Origin of the sequence: Streptomyces sp. A0592, from assembly GCF_004795115.1 — a bacterium.
Classification (GTDB): Bacteria; Actinomycetota; Actinomycetes; order Streptomycetales; family Streptomycetaceae; genus Streptomyces; species Streptomyces erythrochromogenes.
The window spans coordinates 22,829-39,996 of sequence record NZ_SSBM01000017.1; the positions used below are offsets into that span (position 1 = coordinate 22,829).

The 17,168-nt window shown below is 71.6% G+C and carries 21 protein-coding genes and 2 pseudogenes; 15 read left to right on the plus strand and 8 right to left on the minus strand.

Annotation, left to right across the window (positions count from 1 at the left end; translation table 11 throughout):
* Positions 1-79: 79 nt before the first annotated feature.
* The 5 genes from E6U81_RS23245 to E6U81_RS23265 all read left to right on the plus strand — a co-directional run bounded on the left by E6U81_RS23245 (position 80) and on the right by E6U81_RS23265 (position 3,393).
* Positions 80-1,318 carry a tryptophan 2,3-dioxygenase family protein gene (locus E6U81_RS23245; RefSeq protein ID WP_136232023.1) on the plus strand — a complete coding sequence of 413 codons (1,239 nt, stop codon included), beginning with the start codon at positions 80-82 and terminating at the stop codon, positions 1,316-1,318.
* Positions 1,319-1,398: 80 nt separating this feature from the next.
* Positions 1,399-1,590 (plus strand): hypothetical protein, encoded by a 192-nt coding sequence (locus E6U81_RS23250; protein WP_136232024.1) that lies wholly within the window; start codon positions 1,399-1,401, stop codon positions 1,588-1,590.
* A 116-nt stretch (positions 1,591-1,706) separates the two neighbouring features.
* Positions 1,707-2,213 carry a hypothetical protein gene (locus tag E6U81_RS23255; RefSeq protein ID WP_136232025.1) on the plus strand — a complete coding sequence of 169 codons (507 nt, stop codon included), beginning with the start codon at positions 1,707-1,709 and terminating at the stop codon, positions 2,211-2,213.
* 52 nt (positions 2,214-2,265) lie between these two features.
* Positions 2,266-2,895 carry a hypothetical protein gene (locus E6U81_RS23260; protein ID WP_136232026.1) on the plus strand — a complete coding sequence of 210 codons (630 nt, stop codon included), beginning with the start codon at positions 2,266-2,268 and terminating at the stop codon, positions 2,893-2,895.
* Between the two features lie 51 nt (positions 2,896-2,946).
* Positions 2,947-3,393, plus strand: coding sequence for a helix-turn-helix domain-containing protein (locus tag E6U81_RS23265; protein ID WP_136232027.1), 447 nt, complete (start codon positions 2,947-2,949; stop codon positions 3,391-3,393).
* Here E6U81_RS23265 and E6U81_RS23270 read toward each other — a convergent pair.
* Positions 3,390-3,893: an NUDIX domain-containing protein gene (locus tag E6U81_RS23270; protein WP_240803972.1), complete on the minus strand. Its 504-nt coding sequence runs from the start codon at positions 3,891-3,893 to the stop codon at positions 3,390-3,392. The two genes, E6U81_RS23265 and E6U81_RS23270, sit on opposite strands and share 4 nt — an antisense overlap.
* A 35-nt stretch (positions 3,894-3,928) precedes the next feature.
* On the minus strand, positions 3,929-4,264 hold the full coding sequence (locus E6U81_RS23275) for an ankyrin repeat domain-containing protein (protein WP_136232028.1): 336 nt from the start codon (positions 4,262-4,264) through the stop codon (positions 3,929-3,931).
* Positions 4,265-4,375: 111 nt separating this feature from the next.
* Here E6U81_RS23275 and E6U81_RS23280 point away from each other — a divergent pair, with 111 nt between their 5' ends.
* Complete coding sequence (locus tag E6U81_RS23280) at positions 4,376-4,834, plus strand: DUF5990 family protein (protein ID WP_136232029.1); 459 nt, start codon at positions 4,376-4,378, stop codon at positions 4,832-4,834.
* A 26-nt stretch (positions 4,835-4,860) separates the two neighbouring features.
* Here E6U81_RS23280 and E6U81_RS23285 read toward each other — a convergent pair whose 3' ends face one another.
* Entirely contained in the window at positions 4,861-5,679 is an 819-nt protein-coding gene (locus tag E6U81_RS23285; RefSeq protein WP_136232030.1) for a DUF1963 domain-containing protein, read from the minus strand.
* Between the two features lie 151 nt (positions 5,680-5,830).
* On the opposite strand from E6U81_RS23285, the pseudogene E6U81_RS41170 reads away from it, so the two are divergent.
* From E6U81_RS41170 to E6U81_RS23315, 6 genes and pseudogenes are all read left to right on the plus strand, one after another.
* Positions 5,831-6,081 (plus strand): annotated as a pseudogene (locus tag E6U81_RS41170) (hypothetical protein); the annotation flags it as partial.
* Between the two features lie 121 nt (positions 6,082-6,202).
* Positions 6,203-6,682 carry a DUF4279 domain-containing protein gene (locus tag E6U81_RS23295; RefSeq protein ID WP_136232031.1) on the plus strand — a complete coding sequence of 160 codons (480 nt, stop codon included), beginning with the start codon at positions 6,203-6,205 and terminating at the stop codon, positions 6,680-6,682.
* Positions 6,679-7,401: an SMI1/KNR4 family protein gene (locus E6U81_RS23300; RefSeq protein ID WP_136232032.1), complete on the plus strand. Its 723-nt coding sequence runs from the start codon at positions 6,679-6,681 to the stop codon at positions 7,399-7,401. Before E6U81_RS23295 ends, E6U81_RS23300 begins: the two co-directional genes overlap by 4 nt.
* Before the next feature lie 435 nt (positions 7,402-7,836).
* Positions 7,837-9,315 (plus strand): SMI1/KNR4 family protein, encoded by a 1,479-nt coding sequence (locus tag E6U81_RS23305; RefSeq protein ID WP_240803973.1) that lies wholly within the window; start codon positions 7,837-7,839, stop codon positions 9,313-9,315.
* Positions 9,316-9,334: 19 nt separating this feature from the next.
* Entirely contained in the window at positions 9,335-9,610 is a 276-nt protein-coding gene (locus tag E6U81_RS23310) for a hypothetical protein (RefSeq protein WP_136232033.1), read from the plus strand.
* 49 nt (positions 9,611-9,659) lie between these two features.
* Positions 9,660-9,905, plus strand: a complete 246-nt coding sequence (locus tag E6U81_RS23315) for a hypothetical protein (RefSeq protein WP_136232034.1) — start codon at positions 9,660-9,662, stop codon at positions 9,903-9,905.
* A 538-nt stretch (positions 9,906-10,443) separates the two neighbouring features.
* On the opposite strand, the gene E6U81_RS23320 is transcribed toward E6U81_RS23315, so the two are convergent.
* Together E6U81_RS23320 and E6U81_RS23325 are read right to left on the minus strand one after the other, a co-directional pair.
* Complete coding sequence (locus E6U81_RS23320; protein WP_168714713.1) at positions 10,444-11,184, minus strand: PhnD/SsuA/transferrin family substrate-binding protein; 741 nt, start codon at positions 11,182-11,184, stop codon at positions 10,444-10,446.
* Positions 11,185-11,329: 145 nt separating this feature from the next.
* Positions 11,330-12,577 (minus strand): cupin domain-containing protein, encoded by a 1,248-nt coding sequence (locus E6U81_RS23325; protein WP_168714714.1) that lies wholly within the window; start codon positions 12,575-12,577, stop codon positions 11,330-11,332.
* A gap of 190 nt (positions 12,578-12,767) precedes the next feature.
* On the opposite strand from E6U81_RS23325, the gene E6U81_RS23330 reads away from it, so the two are divergent.
* Positions 12,768-13,244 carry a VOC family protein gene (locus E6U81_RS23330; protein ID WP_136232037.1) on the plus strand — a complete coding sequence of 159 codons (477 nt, stop codon included), beginning with the start codon at positions 12,768-12,770 and terminating at the stop codon, positions 13,242-13,244.
* 247 nt (positions 13,245-13,491) lie between these two features.
* A pseudogene (locus tag E6U81_RS41175) lies at positions 13,492-13,563 on the plus strand (NTP pyrophosphohydrolase); the annotation flags it as partial.
* A 607-nt stretch (positions 13,564-14,170) separates the two neighbouring features.
* Here the strand turns inward: E6U81_RS41175 and E6U81_RS23340 are convergent.
* Both E6U81_RS23340 and E6U81_RS23345 read right to left on the minus strand, forming a co-directional pair.
* Positions 14,171-14,500 (minus strand): SHOCT domain-containing protein, encoded by a 330-nt coding sequence (locus tag E6U81_RS23340; protein ID WP_136232038.1) that lies wholly within the window; start codon positions 14,498-14,500, stop codon positions 14,171-14,173.
* A 43-nt stretch (positions 14,501-14,543) separates the two neighbouring features.
* Entirely contained in the window at positions 14,544-14,963 is a 420-nt protein-coding gene (locus tag E6U81_RS23345) for a DUF6325 family protein (protein WP_136232039.1), read from the minus strand.
* Between the two features lie 207 nt (positions 14,964-15,170).
* Here E6U81_RS23345 and ppk2 point away from each other — a divergent pair, with 207 nt between their 5' ends.
* Positions 15,171-15,962: a polyphosphate kinase 2 gene (ppk2, locus tag E6U81_RS23350; RefSeq protein WP_136232040.1), complete on the plus strand. Its 792-nt coding sequence runs from the start codon at positions 15,171-15,173 to the stop codon at positions 15,960-15,962.
* On the opposite strand, the gene E6U81_RS23355 is transcribed toward ppk2, so the two are convergent.
* A complete protein-coding gene (locus E6U81_RS23355; RefSeq protein ID WP_136232041.1) occupies positions 15,959-17,014 on the minus strand; it encodes a terpene synthase in 1,056 nt (351 codons plus the stop codon). The two genes, ppk2 and E6U81_RS23355, sit on opposite strands and share 4 nt — an antisense overlap.
* Positions 17,015-17,168 lie beyond the last annotated feature (154 nt).

Genomic DNA, 17,168 nt, shown 5'->3' on the forward strand with positions numbered 1-17,168 from the left:
AGACATGACCCGCGGTCCTTCCGTGATGTCTGGTGGAAGCCAGTGCCGCCGCACAGCGACACGGGAGAGGTGAGTGGCGATGACTCCTCAGGCAGAGCGGTGTCCGTCGACCCTTCGGGCGGTCAGACGCTGGGTGGCCGCCGACCGGGTTCCGGTGGAACCGGACGGCCTTGCCCTGGCCCGGTCCCTCAACAATCACGTGCGGCGTACGGGAAAGCATTTCCTGCCGAAGCCCATGCTGATCCGCCTGGGCGAAATTCGCCACCGGAATGCGCCAGGGCTCCCCTTCCTCCATGCCTTTCTCGACTGCCTGCTGGACAAGCACGAAAACCGTTTCTGGAATCGCACCTATCTGTCGCTTCCCGTTCTGGAGCTCCTCCTGGACGAACGGAATTCCGCGGCGAGCGCGGACCGGATGTCCGCCCTGCTCATGGCCGATGTCGTCCGGTTCGAGGCAGGGGCGGCGGGCGGGTCGCGAGAGGGGCCCGGGCGTGGCCGGCCGGATGCGGACACGGTGAGCACACGGCTGCGGCACGCCCTGAGGTTCGTCGCCCAGGGCATCGACGAATCCGGTCCCGGAGACCTGCCGTCACGCCTGGACGGTGGTTGCGGGTCGCGTCTGGAGGACCTCGCCGACCACCTTCCCCGGCCGCCGGCGACGGACGCCTGGGCGTGGTTCGACGTGACGGTCCAGCCGGTCTATGTGCTGCACGACGAATACTTCTTCATCCGCATTCTCCAGGCGCATGAAATGCTTTTCACCGCGATGGCGGAGCATGTGAGATCGGCCGTCGTCGCACTGCGGGAAGGGTATCCGGAGGAATGCGCCGAGCGAATAGACGACGCGGAGGCCATGTTCGAGCGAGCTGCCGGGCTGTTCCGTACGGTCGCCACGATGCGGGCGGAACACTTCTCCATCTTCCGCCACTACACCCAGGGGGCCAGCGCCATCCAGTCCGAGCAGTACAAACGCTTCGAAAGCCTGTGCGGCGTACCGCAGGCCTCGCGCCTGCACTCGACCGCCTTCACGAGCGTCCCCGCCGTACAGGCCGAGACGCAGGACCCCGGACACGACACCGTCACCCGCGCCTACCTCGACCTCCGCCGCGAGCGAGGGCCCGGCGGGGCGGCATGGAGCCGCCTGGACGCTGCGCTCGGCCGTCTGGAGAGCAGGCACCAGCGGTGGAAGTCGGCCCATCGCGGCCTCGCCGCGCGCATGCTCGGCGACGCCCACGGTTCCGGGTACACCGACGGCGTGCCGTATCTGACCGGGGCCTTGGAGAACCGGCTGTTCTGGGAACTGCCCCTGACCCACTGAACGGCGCGGTCGCCCCGCCTGCAGCCGGACAGGGCCGGCGCCTGGGTGACGTCGTCGGGGCGCCGTGCGTTGGTAGGGGCATGGATGACGTACTGGACCTGCTGGACGCACTGCTCGACGGGGTTACGGAACCCCGCCTGAAGCTGATCAGCGCGGACGAGGCGCGGGCATTGATCGTGCTGCTGGGGCTGCTGGAGGACGACGGGCAGCCCGAGGAGATCCGCCGAGCCGCCGGCGACATGCGCTCCCGCATCAGCACCCGCCTGTCCTGAGGCCGGCGGCGTGTCTGCCGTGCCCCGGTCCGGCCGCGCGGTAGGGGTGGGGGACGGACTCCCGGGATGCGGCGGGGGCCGATCCGGCGGGGCGTGCGAGAGCGGGAGCGTGGCTTGTGGCGATGGTCGGACTGTTCTGGGTCACCGCGGACGCCGTGTACGTGGGCTCGCCGCCGACCGCCGAAGGCGGCTGCGTCCGGCTGACCCCCGACGGGCTGGAGGCCGTGGACCCCGACGGCTCCCGGGCGTGGACGTGGGCGGAACTGCGCTCCACCGTCGTCGAGGACGTTCCGACCGCGGGCACGTCCGGCCGCGTCTCGCGGCTCCTGGGGTCGATGGTGTCGGCCGCGGTCGGGGCCTTCCTCGGCGAGGGCCCGCCCGAGATGCGGCTGCGGCTGGAGACGGAGGGCGGGCCTCAGGAAGTGACCGTGTTCGCGGCGGCGGCCGGCGGATACGGGGCCCGGGAGGCCGCCCTCTCCCAGGAGCTGCTCGCCCGCTTCGTCGCCGGGACCGCAGACCCGCGCGCCCTCGGGTCGTGGGGCCGCGAGCACGCCCTGGACGGCACACCCGAGCCCGCCGTCCGGGAAGCCCTGCTGGAGGCATGGGCGCGGGCACAGGACTGAGGACGAGAGCCCCCGGGTCTCTGCGAGGAGACGCATCGGGCAGACTGCCCGGGTGATCCTTCTGCAGCCGGTCCTGGAGATCCAGTCGATGCCTGAAGGCTTCGACCTCTGGCCGGTGGCAGAGGCGGAGCCGTACGGGTTCCTGCCGCTCAGCGGTGCGCTGTCCCCGGCGGAAGTCGGCACGGCGGTCATGGCGATCGCCGCGTGCAACGACTGGGCGCCCGACGGCGGGCTCCCGCCACGCCCCGCCGACCCGCTCGCAGCCTTCCTGCACGGCCTGCTCACCGTGGAGGACCTGTTCGCGTCCGGCGGGTTGCGGGTCACCGACACGGTGCACGGCAGGACGCTCGTGCCGGGATGCTGCAACGGCATCGACGAGCGGTCCGATTGGGGCGAGGTCGTCGACGGCTCCGGCCGGGCCTCCTTCGGCCACGATCCGTCACCGCTCGCCGAACGCCGTGGCGAACGTGTCCGGTTGACGGTGGACGCCGACCAGGACGACAGCCCGGTGATCGAGCTGCCGGTGACGGAACTGCGCGGCCTGCTGTCCCGCGCCGAACGCGACCTGGCGCAGTTCGTGCACCTGGTCGGGCCGTGGGCGGCCCGTCACGTCCCCGGCCACGCCGCGGCCACCACCGCGGCCGTGGCCCGCGCGCTGGCCGTACCTGCGCCCGTACAATGACAACAGGTTCCCGGACTGTCATGGTGCTGTCGGTTGCTGGAGGGGTGTGACGTGTCGGAACAGCTGGCGCTGCTGGTGGCGGACGTGTTCGAGGCCGCCGGGCTGCTCCGCAAGATGGGGGAGGGCGTCGCAGCTGCCGAGGGGCAGACCCAGGCCCGCTGGCAACTGCTCAGCGTGGTCTCCGAGGAGCCGCTGACCGTCGCCCGTGCCGCCCGCCGCCTGGGGATCGCCCGCCAGGGAGTGCAGCGGGTCGCCAACGACCTCGTCCGCGAGGACCTCGCCGGCTTCCACCCGAACCCGGACCACCGCGGTTCACCGCTCCTGACCCTCACCCCGCTCGGACGCGCCACGCTGGGGCGGATCACCGACCGTGCGAGCGCGATCCATCGGGTACTGACCGCCGACATCGCCACGGCCGACATCGCCGCCGCGCGCAGCCTCCTGCACCGCCTGATCGACGAGGTGCACCGCTACGAGGAACAGGCCTCGGACGGCTAGGACTTGTCCGGGAGCGCCTCGACCGCTCGTGCGACGAGGTCGTGGATCAGGAACTCGCCGGGCCTGAGGTTCTCCTCGAGGCGGACGAGGTCGTCCCGGCCGAACCAGCCGTAGGCGGAGTGCTTGGTCCACTCCAGCGCGGGATCGTCGAGGTCGCCTTCGACCTCGACGAGGTAGTCGGCCTCGTGACGGAGCCCACCGCCGTCGTCCCCCGTCCAGGTCGTGGTGCCGAGGAACCGCCGCACGCGGCGCAGGCGCCAGCCGGTCTCCTCCTCGACCTCGCGCGCGAGAGCCTCCAGGAGCGTTTCGCCGGCCTCGACGTGGCCGCCCACGATGTCCCACGCGCCGGGGAAGAGCCGTCGGTCCGCGCTCCGCCTCTGGGCGAAGGCCGCACCGTCCCGGTCGAGGATGACGGCGCCGACGGTCCAGACCTCGCCCGCCGCGGGAAGGGGCACCTCGACGCCGGCGTCGACGATGAATGACGGCTCGTGAGCGTCCACGCCCGACAGCCTACGCAGCACGCCCGCCCACTCCTTCACCGGCCGACGGAGGCCCGCCTGCCGATGTGAGCGATCAGCAGCTCCTGCGCCAAGCGGTGACCGTAGAGGCCGGCCTGCTCCATGGGCGTACGCCTGTTGGGGCCCACGAGCTCCGGGTCGGCGCCGAAGGCCGGCAGCACCGCCGTGGTGCGCACGGTCAGCGGCCCACCACTCTGGAGGGCGCCATCGCCCTCGGTGTCGATCGCGTGCGTCAGCAACGTCATGCCGCCGAAGACCTCATCGGGATCGGCACCTGCGGCCGGCAACCGGGCCAGGGCCTCGGCCTCCTCGAGTTCCACCGCCTGATGTGCGGGCGGCCAGTAGTCACTCATCGGTGCCTTCAACAGCCGGAACGACACATCCGCCAGTGACACCGGTCCGCTCGGCCCGCTGCTTGAGTGACCTCCCGCCGTCGGTGGTGCGTCACCTGGGACAATCTCGGCATGCACCTCCGCATCGATGCCTCCGACCTGCCGGGCCTGGCCTTCGCCCCCTCCGGGGCGCCGCCGTACCGCAACGTCCACGTGGCGGTCCAGCGCCGTGACCGCCCGGCCGAGCTGCTCGACCCGCAGCCCGGTGACGCCGCGTCGGCGACGTGGACCCTGGAATGCACGACGGCCGCCACTCCGACGGGTACCGACGTCAAGAGCCCCTACGTCCAGGGCCGTCCGGGCGGCCGGTTCGTCCACCTCTCGTGGAACGCGGTCGACGAGGCGGGCGCCTTCACCATGTTCCGGCGGGCCAAGCTGATGCTCGACGCGGTTCCCGCACCCGTACTGGACGCGGCCGTCCGCAGCGGGCTGCTCGTGGGACGGCTCGGCCTGACCGACGCCTGCGGGGCGCCCCTGTGCGCCCGGGTCGTGCCGCCCCGCATCACCTGGAGCGCCGAACCGGCCGCCTGACGGCCGGGCGGTCGGTGGAGCGGTGCTCAGGAACAGTCGAAGCGGTCCTTCACCGGACGCCCCGGGCAGCGCCGGCACTCGAAGAGGTAGACCCCACCCGCGTCACCGAGCATCAGACCGGCGCCCTCGTACCGAACGCCCTGATCCTCCAAGGGAGTCCATGTCAGCCGGGACGCGGCGTCCGCCTCCCAGCTCTCCACCGTCAGCAGGTGGTCCATCCGCTGCCCGCACCCCGAACAGTCCGGCCACTGCGGATCCTGGCACCAGCCGGGATACCCGCCCAGCTTGGTCCCCGGCGCGGTGGACAGGTGGTACTGGTAGTCCCAGCCCGTCTCCGCCTCCACCTGCTCGAACCGCGGCTCCAGCAGATCGTACAGCTCGTCGGGCAGGTCCCAGCTCGGGTACTCCTCGACCGGTTCCGGGTGGACGACGCACGGTCTCGGGATCTTCCCGTACGGGACCTCGCCGACGACCGCCGGTGCCGCGCGGACGGCACCGACGGCCGCCGCGTCCCGCCAGTGCACCTCCGGGACCACCCAGCACCCGTCGTGCCTCCGCGGGCACCACAGCACTTGCAGCAGATCACAGCCGGCCGGGAACGGTACGAGGCCCAGGGCGTCGGCGGCGCGGACCTGCACGACCGGCACCATCGGAGACCGGTGGTGGTCCGGGCACACGGGCCACGGCTCCTCCAGCGGCCACAGCAGCGGACCGCCCACCGAACTGTCCCGGCACGTCGGAGCACCGGCGCGCGGATGCAGCCGGACCGCTCGCCTCCGCAGCGGGGCGACCTCGGGGAACAACTGCTCCACGTCCAGCGGGCGGGGAGGCGTACGGCGGGTCATGGGACACAGGCTACGTGCACGGTCGCCGCAGGTGGGACGGGCTGTCCTCGCCGAGGGAAACGGGGCTGCGCCGGGCCGGAGAACCGGGCAGCACGACCGTGCGGCTGATCTGCTGTGGGACGACGTGCGGTGCTTCTTCGACCCGGACCTGATGGGTTCGTTGCCCGATCTACGGGTCCCGGATGCCTCGGTGACGGACTGGCAGGCGGTCCTCGACCTCGTCGGGGCGAGGGGCTGGAAGTGCCGGTGCTCCGAGGGCGAGGCGGTGCTTCCCGTGCTTCGGCGGAGAGCGTGCTGTCCCGCCCGGCGGACGCCGCGTGTGCGGACCTCCGGGTCTGGCCGATCGCCGAGGTTCTGGCGATCTCCCGTTTCAAGGACGACGAGGTCATCGACTTCGATGTCGTGCGGTGGTGCCGGATGCCGGAACGGACGGTCGTCGGGCCGGAGTTCCCGCAGTTCGTCCTTCCGGCTCGGAAGGCCGCCCGGTGCGCTGCGCGCGGAGGCGTACGGTTAACCTCCCGGGATGCCCATTGATCAGTACGTTTACTTCGCCCTGTCCAGCAAGCACATGTCCGCCGAGGAGATGACGGCGGTGCTGGGCCTGGAGCCCGATGAGACGCTGGTGCGCGGTAGCCGAAGGGCGGCGGAGCCCACGAGACCGGCTTGCCACAGCTGGAAGGTCGTGTGCCGAGAGCCGGGCCTGGCCGTGGACGAACAGATAGACCACGTCCTGGACCGCCTCCGGCCCCACACGGACCGCATCGCCGCGCTCGCGCGACAACTGGATGAGGAGCAGGGGGAGGACGGCTCCGCGGTGCTGGAAGTCGTGCGCTACTTCCGGGCCTCCGACGCCGACACGGCCGACGCCACGGACGACACCGATGACACGGACGCCACGCACTCGCCCAACCTCTTCGGCTGGGCCCTTGAGCGGGATGTGATGGAGTTCCTGATCGCCACCGGAGCGGTCCTCGACGTCGACGAGTACGACATGACGCGATGAGCCGCGGGTTTGATCTGGCCGAGTCGCTCACCAAGGGAGTGGAGGACCGCAGCGGAGCGTGGAGCTTCGTCGAGGCCTTCGCCGCCCATTGGGCCGAGCCGCTGCAGCGCGGTGACGGCTGGCCGGAAGAGGATCTGGCCGCGGCGGAGGACCGGCTGGGCGTCCGGCTGCCCGCGGCCCTGCGCGAGGCGTACCGGCTCTTCGGCCGTCGCCGGGAGCTCACCAGCAACCACGACGTGCTGCTCGACCCGGCCGGGCTCTACGTGGACGACGCCGAGGAGGCGCTGGTCTTCCGGCAGGAGAACCAGGGAGCCGCGTCCTGGGGCATCCTCCTCGACAGCCTCACCGATGACGATCCCGCGGTGTTCGTCCGGCCCGACCTGGCGGTCAAGTCCGCCGAGCGGTGGGAAGGCTGGCTGGACCGGCTCTCCCTCTGCTTCGTCGAGATCGTTCTCTCCGAATCCGTCCTGGCCGACCTGGAGCGCTGTGACTTCCTCGACCCCGAGGACGACAGCATCGAGTTGCTGGAGCGGCACTGCGCCCGGCTGCCGTTCCCGGCCTACCCCATCGGTGAGGAGGAGCACGGGATCCGTTGGTTCCTGGGCCCGGACGTGCTGGTGCGCGACGACGACGGCATGGCACTGCTGGCGCGGGGCCGGACGGCGCAGGACCTCGACCGGCTGCGCGCGCTCATCCCGGGCGACTGGCTCAACGCATAGCTCCGCCCTGGCAGAGGCAGCGCGCGGCGGCACACATGGCGCCCGGTTCCCACTGGGGCTACGAGGGTCCGGTTCTCCGCGCACTGGTGGCCCCTGGAGGGGCCGTGGTGCGTGCTGACCGGCTGGGACCCGAGGTCTACCGAGGCTTCGGCGCTCCGGCTCTGGTAGCCGACATTCTCGCTGACGACCTGCTGGATGCCGTGCGCCACCCGAGCCTGCCCGAGGGTTCGGGGCAACCGCGCAACGGTATGAGCGGCCGCAACGAGTCCACCCACGTATCCACCGGCCTTGACGCTCTCGGACAGAGCTGGGGGCCTGACGGGGATGTCGGCGCCTTCTGCAAGGATCGGCGGACGGCCGCCGGGGGGAACTTCGGGTACGGCCGAAGATCCCCTTCGACCATCGATCGCCGCTCGCGCACGACCGGAGAACCCGTTGTCCTCGTCATCGCTGTCGTCCCCGACGTTCCCGATCCACGACTTCGCCACCTGGGAGCCAGTGCTGCGGCTCTTGCGCGCCGCCAACGCGGAGAGCCTCGCCGCGCCGGGAGGCTACGTGGCCGGATCCGTGGCGCAGCGTGGGTGGACCCTGCCCGTTCGGCGGCTGCCCGCTGCCGGCGGAGCGGCAGGATTCGCCGAGATGCAAGCCGGGATGCGCGCGGCGCAGCCGGTGCAGGACGCGCTCGCCGAAGCCGGCATCGACCGCCTGCTGTGTGTGGCGGATATGGCGCCGGACGGGAGGACCCGGCTCCACCTGCTCGACCCGGGGCCGGCCGTGGAGGAGGGCAGCGGCCCGTACCCCGGTGCGCTCGTCATGGTCGAGGGGGCCGTCGCCGAGCCGTGGCGTCGCCTTCCGGACTCGGTGCCCGGGGCTGGGCCGGCCCCGTCCGTGGACCTGGCCCTGTTGGAGCGGACCCTGCGCGAGCGGCTCCCCGGCGCCGTCGGCGCCACCGGGGCGGAGATCGCTGCGGCGGAGGCGCGCCTGGGCGTCACCCTGCCCGACGAGCTCAAGGTGCTCTACGGGGTGACGCAGGCACGTTCGGCGGAACAGGACGACGAAGAACTGGATGACGAAGAACTGGATGACGAAGAACTGGATGACGAAGACAGGGACGGCGTCGGGCACGGCGAGCACGAGAGCGTCTCCGAGGTCCTCGGATGCGAGCTCTTCTCCCTGGACGAGCTGTACGTCGCCGACGCCCCGTCCCGCCCCTGCAGCTGGAGGTTCGCGGCCACGACCGCCGTCGTCACCACACCCGACGCCGCCGTGCAGGGTCTGGTCGGATCGCCCGGCTGGATCGCCTTCGGCGACAGCGGCTACGGCGACGTGCTCGCGATCGACCTGACACCGGGGCCGAGGGGACATGTGGGACAGGTCATCGTCCTCGACCACGAGCAGTACATCGGCGCCGAACTCGTCGCCGACTCGCTCACCGACATACTGACACAGGGGTTCGCGAGGTCCTTCCGCAGCCGCCCCTGGGACCGGCAGCCCGCCGTGGCCCGCGTCAACGTCGCGGCCCTGAAGAGCATCCGGGACGCTGTCGACCCCGCCTTGGAGGTCCTGGAGATCGGCGTATGGGACGACGAGCCCCTCAGCCTCGCCCCCCTTGCTGCCCTGCCCCGCCTGCGCACCCTCACAGCCTCCCCCGACACCCTCGCCGACCCGCTGGAGACATCCCGCCTGACAGGGCTGGAATTCCTGGAACTCGGCGCCCGCGACTGGCGCCTCCTCCTCGACGCCGGAGCGGTCCCGCGTACCCTCTCGGCCGCCGCCATCCGCGCGGGCGATCACCACCCCCTCCACATCGCGGCCCTGGCCAACGAACTCCTGGCCCTCTGGGACCGTCCCCTGATCACCGTGACCCTCCTGGAGGGCGACCTCGGCCCGGGGGAGCAGGAGACAGGACGATAGCCGGGGTGCCCGGAGTGCGGTGAGCGCGAGGAACTCCTCCACGAACTTCCGTGCCCGCCGGTCGAAGGAGGAGGCCTACCGTGGACGCCTCCTGCACTCCGAACCGTCCCTCGGGCAACTCCCTCACCACGCGATGCAGCTTGGCCCACGACCAGAACTCCTCGGCCCCACCCCCGGTATCGCCAAGCTGGAGGGTGTGCAGGAGATGGCGTGGGCGGGGGACCTGATGGAGAAGGGCCTCAACCCCGCCCGCCGCACCAAGGGCGGCGACGCCGTCCTCGACGACGGCGAATGACACCCGGCCCGCTCAATCCGCACCACCTGTGTTGAGGAGTTGAACCGCTGTGGGAGAGAGCGAGGACGCCATCGTCCGCGCCGACCGGCAGGCCTTCACCGCAGCCCCGCCCAAGCCCCTTACGGAAGGGAACAACTTCCTGCAGGATCTCAAGACGCCCCGTGAGGTTGCCGCCGAACTCGGTCTCAGCCAGCGGTCGGTCGAGTGCTACCTCAAGGGCGAAGGGTGGGACGCACACCGCTCCGGGGGCTCCATCCCTTCGCCCCGGTCTGCCGGGGGCGGGCCCGATTCCTGACACTGGACGCGTTCCGCCCTGCTGGGCGCACTTCGGTGGTAGGTGTTGCCGCGTGGTGGTGGCGTCAGGTGTCGGCCCACCCCAGAGGCTGTTCCCCGGCCTGTGTGTGCCCGCGATGAGGGCCGTGGTCGGCCCGCGCCGAAGTGTCGTGGGCGGGCGAGGCCCGGTGCCGAGCGCGCACTGGCACAAGCTGGGCCGCCCGCAGCCGCGCCCCCACCTGTGCCCCTTTGTGTACGTCGAATGCCCCGACCGGTTCCAGCAAGCCCGCAGGCGCCCCTGCACGCCGTGCGCACACACGGATGAAGCCTTCGTCCGCAGGCCATGACTTGGTCCCAGCGAGGCAGGCCCAACGAGTTGTGGGTCCGGGCGGCCGTTCCCGCAGACAGACGGCCGGCGCCGCGTTGACCCGCCACGAGCCAGGCCGCCGGGCGCGTCCGGTTCACCGACCGCGCCGGGACGACGGCCCACGCGACGGACGTGCGAGCTCTCCTGGTGCGACCACCAGGACTTGGGGGCCGGGCCGGACCTGCGGCGAGGGTCAAGCGGTCGCTTCCTCGGTGATCCGGAGGGTCTCCTTGACCGCAGCTGCGTCGTACGGGGCGAATCCGGAGAACAGCAGGGATTCCTCGTTCGCGGATCTGTAGTTCAGCACAAAGCGCCGGACGGCCGAGCGCAGCTGAAGTGGAGCCTCTCGGCTGGCGATGAACAGGGGTGTCGGCAGGTGGTCTCTGCGGGCGATCACACGCGTCCTTTCAGCGTTGGCCGGATCGTTCAGCCACACGTCTTCCTGAATGAACGTTGCGTCCGCCGCACCTGCCAGGACCGCCTCCAGCTGGCCCTCGTAGGGCGGCGTGATGACGAGTTCACTGAAGAATTCGTCGATGCGGCTTCCCAGGTCGTGAACCATCAGCATGGGCGCGAGGAAGCTCGTCGTGCAGAAGCGGTGCGCAATGGCCAGCCGCTTGCCGCGAAGGTCCCCGGCCTCGGTGACCTCACTGCCCGCGGGGACGACGAGCACACTCGGGATGCCGGTGGTGCCGTCCGCCGCGTAGACGGCGCTGGCGATCGGCTCGTACACGGGGTCGGCGCGCAGGTAGAAATAGTTGAGTACGGGGAGGTACGAGAACGTCGCCGTATGCTGTTCGAGCTGCTTGGTCAGCGGAGCCATGTCGCCGTGATAGCCGGCCACGTGAATGCCGTGGTCTCCGAGGAAACCGGACCATTCCGGGGAATCGACCTCGAGTCTCAGATTTGCGTCGTACAGGAATGTCGCGGCCATTGAACCTCCCATGAGGGGCGAGACTCACCATCCAGTCTCGCCCCTGACGGGAAGGCGTGCAGGGCGCCGCCGGGCTCAGCAGCCACCGCCTCCCCGGGTCCCGCCGGGTCCGGCCCGGGTGCGTCAGTCGGTGGACATCTCCGAGTCACTGTCGACCGTCTCCTTCTCCTTCTCCGGGGTCCAGTCGGTGCCGGTGTCCTCCTTGTAGGTCAGGACCGGGGACCACTTGGTGTCCGTCGAGCAGCAGGGTCCACTCGGCGGTCTCCCGGTGGGCGCGGGTGGCTTCGGAAAGGCCGGGGGGAGGGCCGTGGGGAATTCCCGGGGGGAAGACCGCCGCCGACCCCTTTCGCACGCCGCTCCCGGTGCGGGAGCTGAAGTCGCCGTCGGCGAAGAGCAGCAGTTCGTCGCCCCCGAGATTCACGTGCTGGTAGGGAACTTTGACGGCGAGGGGGTGGTATTCCAGCAGGCGCGGGGTGAAGGCGATCAGATCTCCGCCGGGCATGGAGAACACCTGGTGGACCGGTGGAGGCGCGTGCAGTCGGGCGGTGGCGGGCTCGCAGTGCGCGATGTTGAGGACGTACGGGTAGAGCGTCCCGGTCCAGCCGACGACGTCGAACGGGTGGTGCCGGTAGGTGATCGCCGTTCCGTGGCGGCCGTGCCGGGTCAGTACCGTCGTAGCGGCTTCGTCCACGGCCTCCGGCGCGTGCGGGTACCGCAGGTCGCGTTCGCAGTACGGGCTCGCCTCCAGGAGCAGACCGTGGGGGGAGAGGTACCGGGCCGGCGGGCCGATCCGGCCCGCTGCCTCGAACAGGGTCAGGCGCAGGGGCGGCGCCGTGTCCCCGGCGGCCGGGGGCGTGCGCCGGCCCGGATCCGCGGCAGGGGCGGCCTCGGGGCCTTTCCCGGGCGAAGGGTGCCACGCGTGCACGACGCCTGCGGGGACGACGACCAGGTCTCCGGGTCCGACGTCCAGGTGGCCCATGGAGGTGTGCAGCCGGGCCGTCCCCGACTCGACGTAGGCGCACTCGTCCGCGGTGGCGTTGCGGTACAGCGGGGAGGACGCGACGGCCACGGCCCGCCACACGCGCAGCGCTCCGCCGCCCACCAGCATGACCCGGTGGCGCACCGCGTCGGCCGTGGTCCCGTCCTCGGGCGCCGGTGGGCGGGGGAAGTGCATGGCGGCGTGGGGGGCCGCGGAGCCGGTTGCGGTGGACGGCGGCTCCCACGGGTCGATCGCCTGGACTCCCGCCGGGTCGTACGAGTGGTAGAGCAACGACGATTCGCCGTCGAAGCCGTCATCACCCAGTAGTTCCTCCACCAGCGGCAGTCCCTTCGGACCGCACCAGTGGATGTGGCGTTTCGGCGGATACCGGCCCACGCTCCTGTAGTGCGGCATGAGGGCCTCCCGTCGTCGATTCGGACCGACCACCAGCCTCACGGCCGCCCCGTTCGTCCCGCGTCCTGCGATCGGGTACGGGACGGATGAACACGGATCGTCCTGTCCCTGCCCCGCCCGGCGGCAAATCGCGGGCATAGCATGTAACGGCCTCTGGAAAAGGGATGGGGAAAGAGACTCGGAGTTACCCGTGACGGTCGAACGAATCAACCATGTGGTCCTTTGGGTGAGCGACGTGAACCGGTCCGCCGATTTCTACTGTTCCGTGCTGGGGCTCTCGGTGATCGAGCGGCACGGCGACGAAAAGGCCTTCCTGCGCTCGCCCGTCAGCCCCAACCACCACGACCTCGGGCTCTTCCGTGCCGCCCGCGCGGAAGGCGCGGTGCCGGGCGCGCCCGGCATGTACCACACGGCGTGGCAGTGCGACGCGCTGACCGATCTCGTGGGCATCCGCGAACGCCTGATCGCGGCGGACGCATTCCTCGGGGGAACGGACCACGGGGCCACCAAGTCCCTCTACGCCAAGGACCCGGACGGCCTGGAGTTCGAGGTCATGTGGCTCACCCCGAAGGAGACCTGGGTCGAGGGGCGGCAGCCGCTCGGTCCGCTGGATCTGGAGGGCGAGCTGCGCCGTGCCGACAACGGCTGCGGCGACGGGGCCCGGTAGACCGGCCCTCCGGCGGGCCGGTCCAGCTCTTCGCCGGTGCAGGAGGCGGCGGCGCCGAAGGCCGGCACATCGGCCTGGAGGGAGGCCGACGTGTGGTCGTCCGTGTCAGGCGTTCTGATCCCGGTCGTCCCGGTCGTCCCGGTCGGCCTCTGCGGCTCAGAGGGGCGGCGTTGCCACTGGGCTCTGCCAGGGTGTGCGCCGTGGATCACTGGTGGAGCGGGTCGACGATCAAGATCGTTTGCTGGGGATGGTGGTCAGCCGCCGACGGGCCGTCCGGGAGGGTCGGCTGCACCGGGTCGCCGTGACGGTGCGTCGTGATGAGCGTGGACATCGCCGTACGCGCAGCGCAGGAGGACCAGCGGCAGCGGCTCGGTCGCGCCGCCCGTGTCGAGCGCAGCCGACCGGACCCGTGGGTCGGCATGGCACAGGCACAGCGCAAGTTCGGACGCGGTCGGCGGGGCGGGCATCCCCAGGACGGGGCCGCAACGCTGGGATCGTCCGCACCCGTGGAATCGTCCCCCTCACGCCAGTAGGGGACGGTATCCCAGCCAGCGACCTCACGGTGGTCGAACCAGTCGATGCTGAAGACGTCCGCATCGAGCCGTACCGGTCCTCTGCCCGGCCGGGCGCCACCGCCGAGGACCATGCCTTGCCGTGCGGCAGTCCCGCTGCCACCTGGGGGTTTCGGCGGTGGTGGGGCCGGAAACAGGCCGCGAACGCCTACTGGCCCGCTTCCATGGCCCGCGACGAACCCGATGCGCCGTGGACGGTTTCGCGGGGCCTCGGGCTCGGGAGCCGGAGGCGCGAGCCGATCCGCTCCGGCTGCTCACGCTGCCCGACCGTCAGGGCCTCCGCTGCCGGACCGGCAACGTGCCGATGTCGGTCAACAGCCGCCTTGGGTTCACCCCGCAGGGCGGCCGGACCTGTCAGCCCCGCAGGATGCGGTCCTTCTGGACCGCGAACTCCGTGTCCGTCAGGACTCCCTGCTCACGGAGTTTGCCCAGCCGCTCCAGGGCGCTGAGCGCCTCGTCGGTCAGGCCCCCGGACGGGCCCGCGGACGGCCCCTGCGTCACAGGCGGCGCCGCGGCGACCGGTGCGTCCCGCGGCTCCGAGGTCTGTTGCGCGGCGGCCCGTTCGGCCTGGTGCCGCGAGACACGGCCGGACACGGCGGTCGCGGTACCGGCGACGACGGCGGTGCGTGCGGCGACGCCGATGACACCCGGCCGTCCGGCACGTCTCAGGGGGCGGCCCAGCATGGTCCTCACCTTGCCCTTCTCGATCGATCGCGGGCCGAACGGATCAGGCGGCGTCCTCGTACGCCCGCTCCACCACCGCCGCCGGGATGCGCTCGTGCGCCACGAGCTCACCGCCCGCCCTGCGGATGGCGCCGGTGATACCGGCGGCCCAGGTGTTCTCCCAGACCAGCATCGCCGCGGACGAGTTCGGCACGAGGTCCTCGGCGATCAGCGCGAGGTCCTCCTCGCTGAACAGGCCGCCGACCTCACCCTCGATGTCGTCGAACACCGACGCCTCCGCGGGGTCGAGGGCCTCCAGTTCGATGAACGACACCGATCCGTCCTCGTCCTTCTTGATGAAGGTCAGGTCGAGGATCCGCACCGTGCCGCCGGCCACGAGGGCCTTCAGCTCCGGGGCGATCTCGCCGCGGAACCGGTTCCCGGGGAAGGCGATGACCACGTACTCGACGGGTCCGATGTCCATGTCCGCTGTCCTTCCTCGCGACGTTCTCGTGCGCCGGCGCGCATCAGGCGTGCTTCCAGGATGCGCCCCGGACCGCACCACCGCCTCACCGCACGGCGACCGCGGCGGGCGCACCGACACGCCCGGGCCCGACGTACGCCATTGCGCCCGGGTGCCCGCCGTGAATGACTTGATCGACACACCGGACCACGACGGGGAGCGAGCGCCATGGGTCTCAAGAGGGCGGTCTACGAGCAGGAGCTGCTGCGGCTGCAGACGGAGCTGGTCAAGCTCCAGGAATGGGTGCGCACGGAGGGCGCCCGGCTCGTCGTGGTCTTCGAGGGACGCGACGCGGCGGGCAAAGGAGGAACGATCAAGCGGGTCGCCGAACACCTCAACCCGCGCGTGGCCCGCATCGCGGCCCTTCCGAAGCCGACGGAGCGCGAACGCGGCCAGTGGTACTTCCAGCGCTACGTGGAGCACCTGCCGGCCGCCGGCGAGATCGTGCTGTTCGACCGCAGCTGGTACAACCGCGCCGGAGTGGAGCACGTGATGGGCTTCTGCACCCCCGCGGAGCACCAGCGCTTCCTGCGCCAGTGCCCGGTCTTCGAGCGCATGCTGGTGGAGGACGGAATCCTGCTCCGCAAGTACTGGTTCTCCGTCAGCGACGCCGTCCAGGAGGAACGCTTCCGCCGCCGTACGGAGGACCCGCTGCGGCGCTGGAAGCTCTCTCCCATGGACCTGGAGTCCCTCACCCGCTGGGAGGCGTACTCACGGGCCAAGGACGAGATGCTCGTCCACACGGACACGGAGGACTGCCCCTGGTACGTGGTCGAGAGCGACGACAAACGCAGCGCGAGGCTCAACATGATCGCGCACCTGCTGTCCTCGGTCCCGTACGAGGACGTGGCCCTGCCGTCGCTCACCCTCCCGGCGCGGCCCCGGTCGACGGGCTACGTGCGCCCGCCCAAGGACCTGCAGAAGGCCGTCCCCGACCACGCGGCGACCCTCACCCGCTAGAGCGCCGAGGCGTCCCACCACCACTGGAGCGCGGGGATGCCCAGCGGGCGGGCCGCTTCCGGGGACGGCCGGTCGGCGAAGGCCCGTGCCAGCAGGTGAGGGCCGAGCCGGTACCCGTACCGGGGTGAGGTGAGCTCCCATTCGCCGGCGCCGCGTACGAACCGGTGGAGGGCCGCCAGGTACCGGCGGCTGCCCGGTGCCGTCGCCGCGACCCGCTCGCCGAGTTCGAGGAAGCGGCACATCACGCGGTCGTACTGGCCGACGGCCGCGGTCACCGCTTCGGTGAGGCCCGCCCCGTTGCGGCGCAGGAGGGTGACGACGTCCAGGCGGCGGCCCGGGCGGGTGCTCTCCTTGCGGTACGACAGCAGGTCGTTGGCCCAGCCGATGAGGAACGCCGCCATCTCCTTCAGGGCCGCCAGGCGTGCGTCGTGCCGTTCGGCCGGGGCGAGGGCGATGCCGTGGGCGTGTTCGAGGAACGGGAGGACGGTGTCCACCGCACCCGAGTGCAGGCGCATCAGCGCGTACTGCTCGATGCCCGGGTACTCGGGAGCCGTGCGCTGCCCCGCCTCCCACAGCAGGGACAGGAAGTACACCCGCAGGCTGTCGAGCCATGCGGCGCCGGCGTGCGGGCCGAACAACGCCTCCGTCCGCCGTCGCAGGTCGCGCACCGCGTCGGCGACCGGGTCCCTCGGCAGCAGGGTCGCGGCGGGGTGCTCGGCGGCGTACAGCAGCCGGCTCAGGCGGTCGGCGAGCCCGGCGGGCCGTACGCCCAGCGGGCCGTCCTCGCAGTCGTCGTCCACGTGGAACAGCCACATCACCAGGTCGCCGAGCAGCTGGACCGCCTCCCGGCGCGCCCCGGGCAGCACCCGGGCGGCCAGCTCGCCCGTCCGGTGGCCCAGCAGCGCCTCGTGGCCGGGCAGGCCGTCGAGCCCGGCCGCACGGGCCCACCGACGGGTGCCCTCCTCGACCTGCCGGTGCTCGGGATGGATCGCCCCGGGCAGCGGGCAGAAGAGCCGGGGCCGCGGTGGGGACATCGACGACGGTCCGGACACGACCCACCCCCTCGCACACACCGGGACCGAGCCCCGGCCGGAGCATTCCCCCGCGCCGCCCCCGGCAGCCCGGATTCACCCCCGTGCGCCACCCGCACCACCCCACGCGCGTCCCCGCCCAGCCTGTCCGCCCGCACGGCAGATGCCGCCACAG

Coding starts and splice junctions, on each gene's coding strand:
- E6U81_RS23340 (WP_136232038.1), bottom strand. CDS start 14,500: ATGCTGGGCCGCCCCCTGAGACGTGCCGGACGGCCGGGTGTCATCGGC.
- E6U81_RS23250 (WP_136232024.1), top strand. CDS start 1,399: ATGGATGACGTACTGGACCTGCTGGACGCACTGCTCGACGGGGTTACG.
- E6U81_RS23285 (WP_136232030.1), bottom strand. CDS start 5,679: ATGACCCGCCGTACGCCTCCCCGCCCGCTGGACGTGGAGCAGTTGTTC.
- E6U81_RS23280 (WP_136232029.1), top strand. CDS start 4,376: ATGCACCTCCGCATCGATGCCTCCGACCTGCCGGGCCTGGCCTTCGCC.
- E6U81_RS23300 (WP_136232032.1), top strand. CDS start 6,679: ATGAGCCGCGGGTTTGATCTGGCCGAGTCGCTCACCAAGGGAGTGGAG.
- E6U81_RS23345 (WP_136232039.1), bottom strand. CDS start 14,963: ATGGACATCGGACCCGTCGAGTACGTGGTCATCGCCTTCCCCGGGAAC.
- E6U81_RS23295 (WP_136232031.1), top strand. CDS start 6,203: ATGCCCATTGATCAGTACGTTTACTTCGCCCTGTCCAGCAAGCACATG.
- E6U81_RS23325 (WP_168714714.1), bottom strand. CDS start 12,577: ATGCCGCACTACAGGAGCGTGGGCCGGTATCCGCCGAAACGCCACATC.
- E6U81_RS23245 (WP_136232023.1), top strand. CDS start 80: ATGACTCCTCAGGCAGAGCGGTGTCCGTCGACCCTTCGGGCGGTCAGA.
- E6U81_RS23320 (WP_168714713.1), bottom strand. CDS start 11,184: ATGGCCGCGACATTCCTGTACGACGCAAATCTGAGACTCGAGGTCGAT.
- ppk2 (WP_136232040.1), top strand. CDS start 15,171: ATGGGTCTCAAGAGGGCGGTCTACGAGCAGGAGCTGCTGCGGCTGCAG.
- E6U81_RS23275 (WP_136232028.1), bottom strand. CDS start 4,264: ATGAGTGACTACTGGCCGCCCGCACATCAGGCGGTGGAACTCGAGGAG.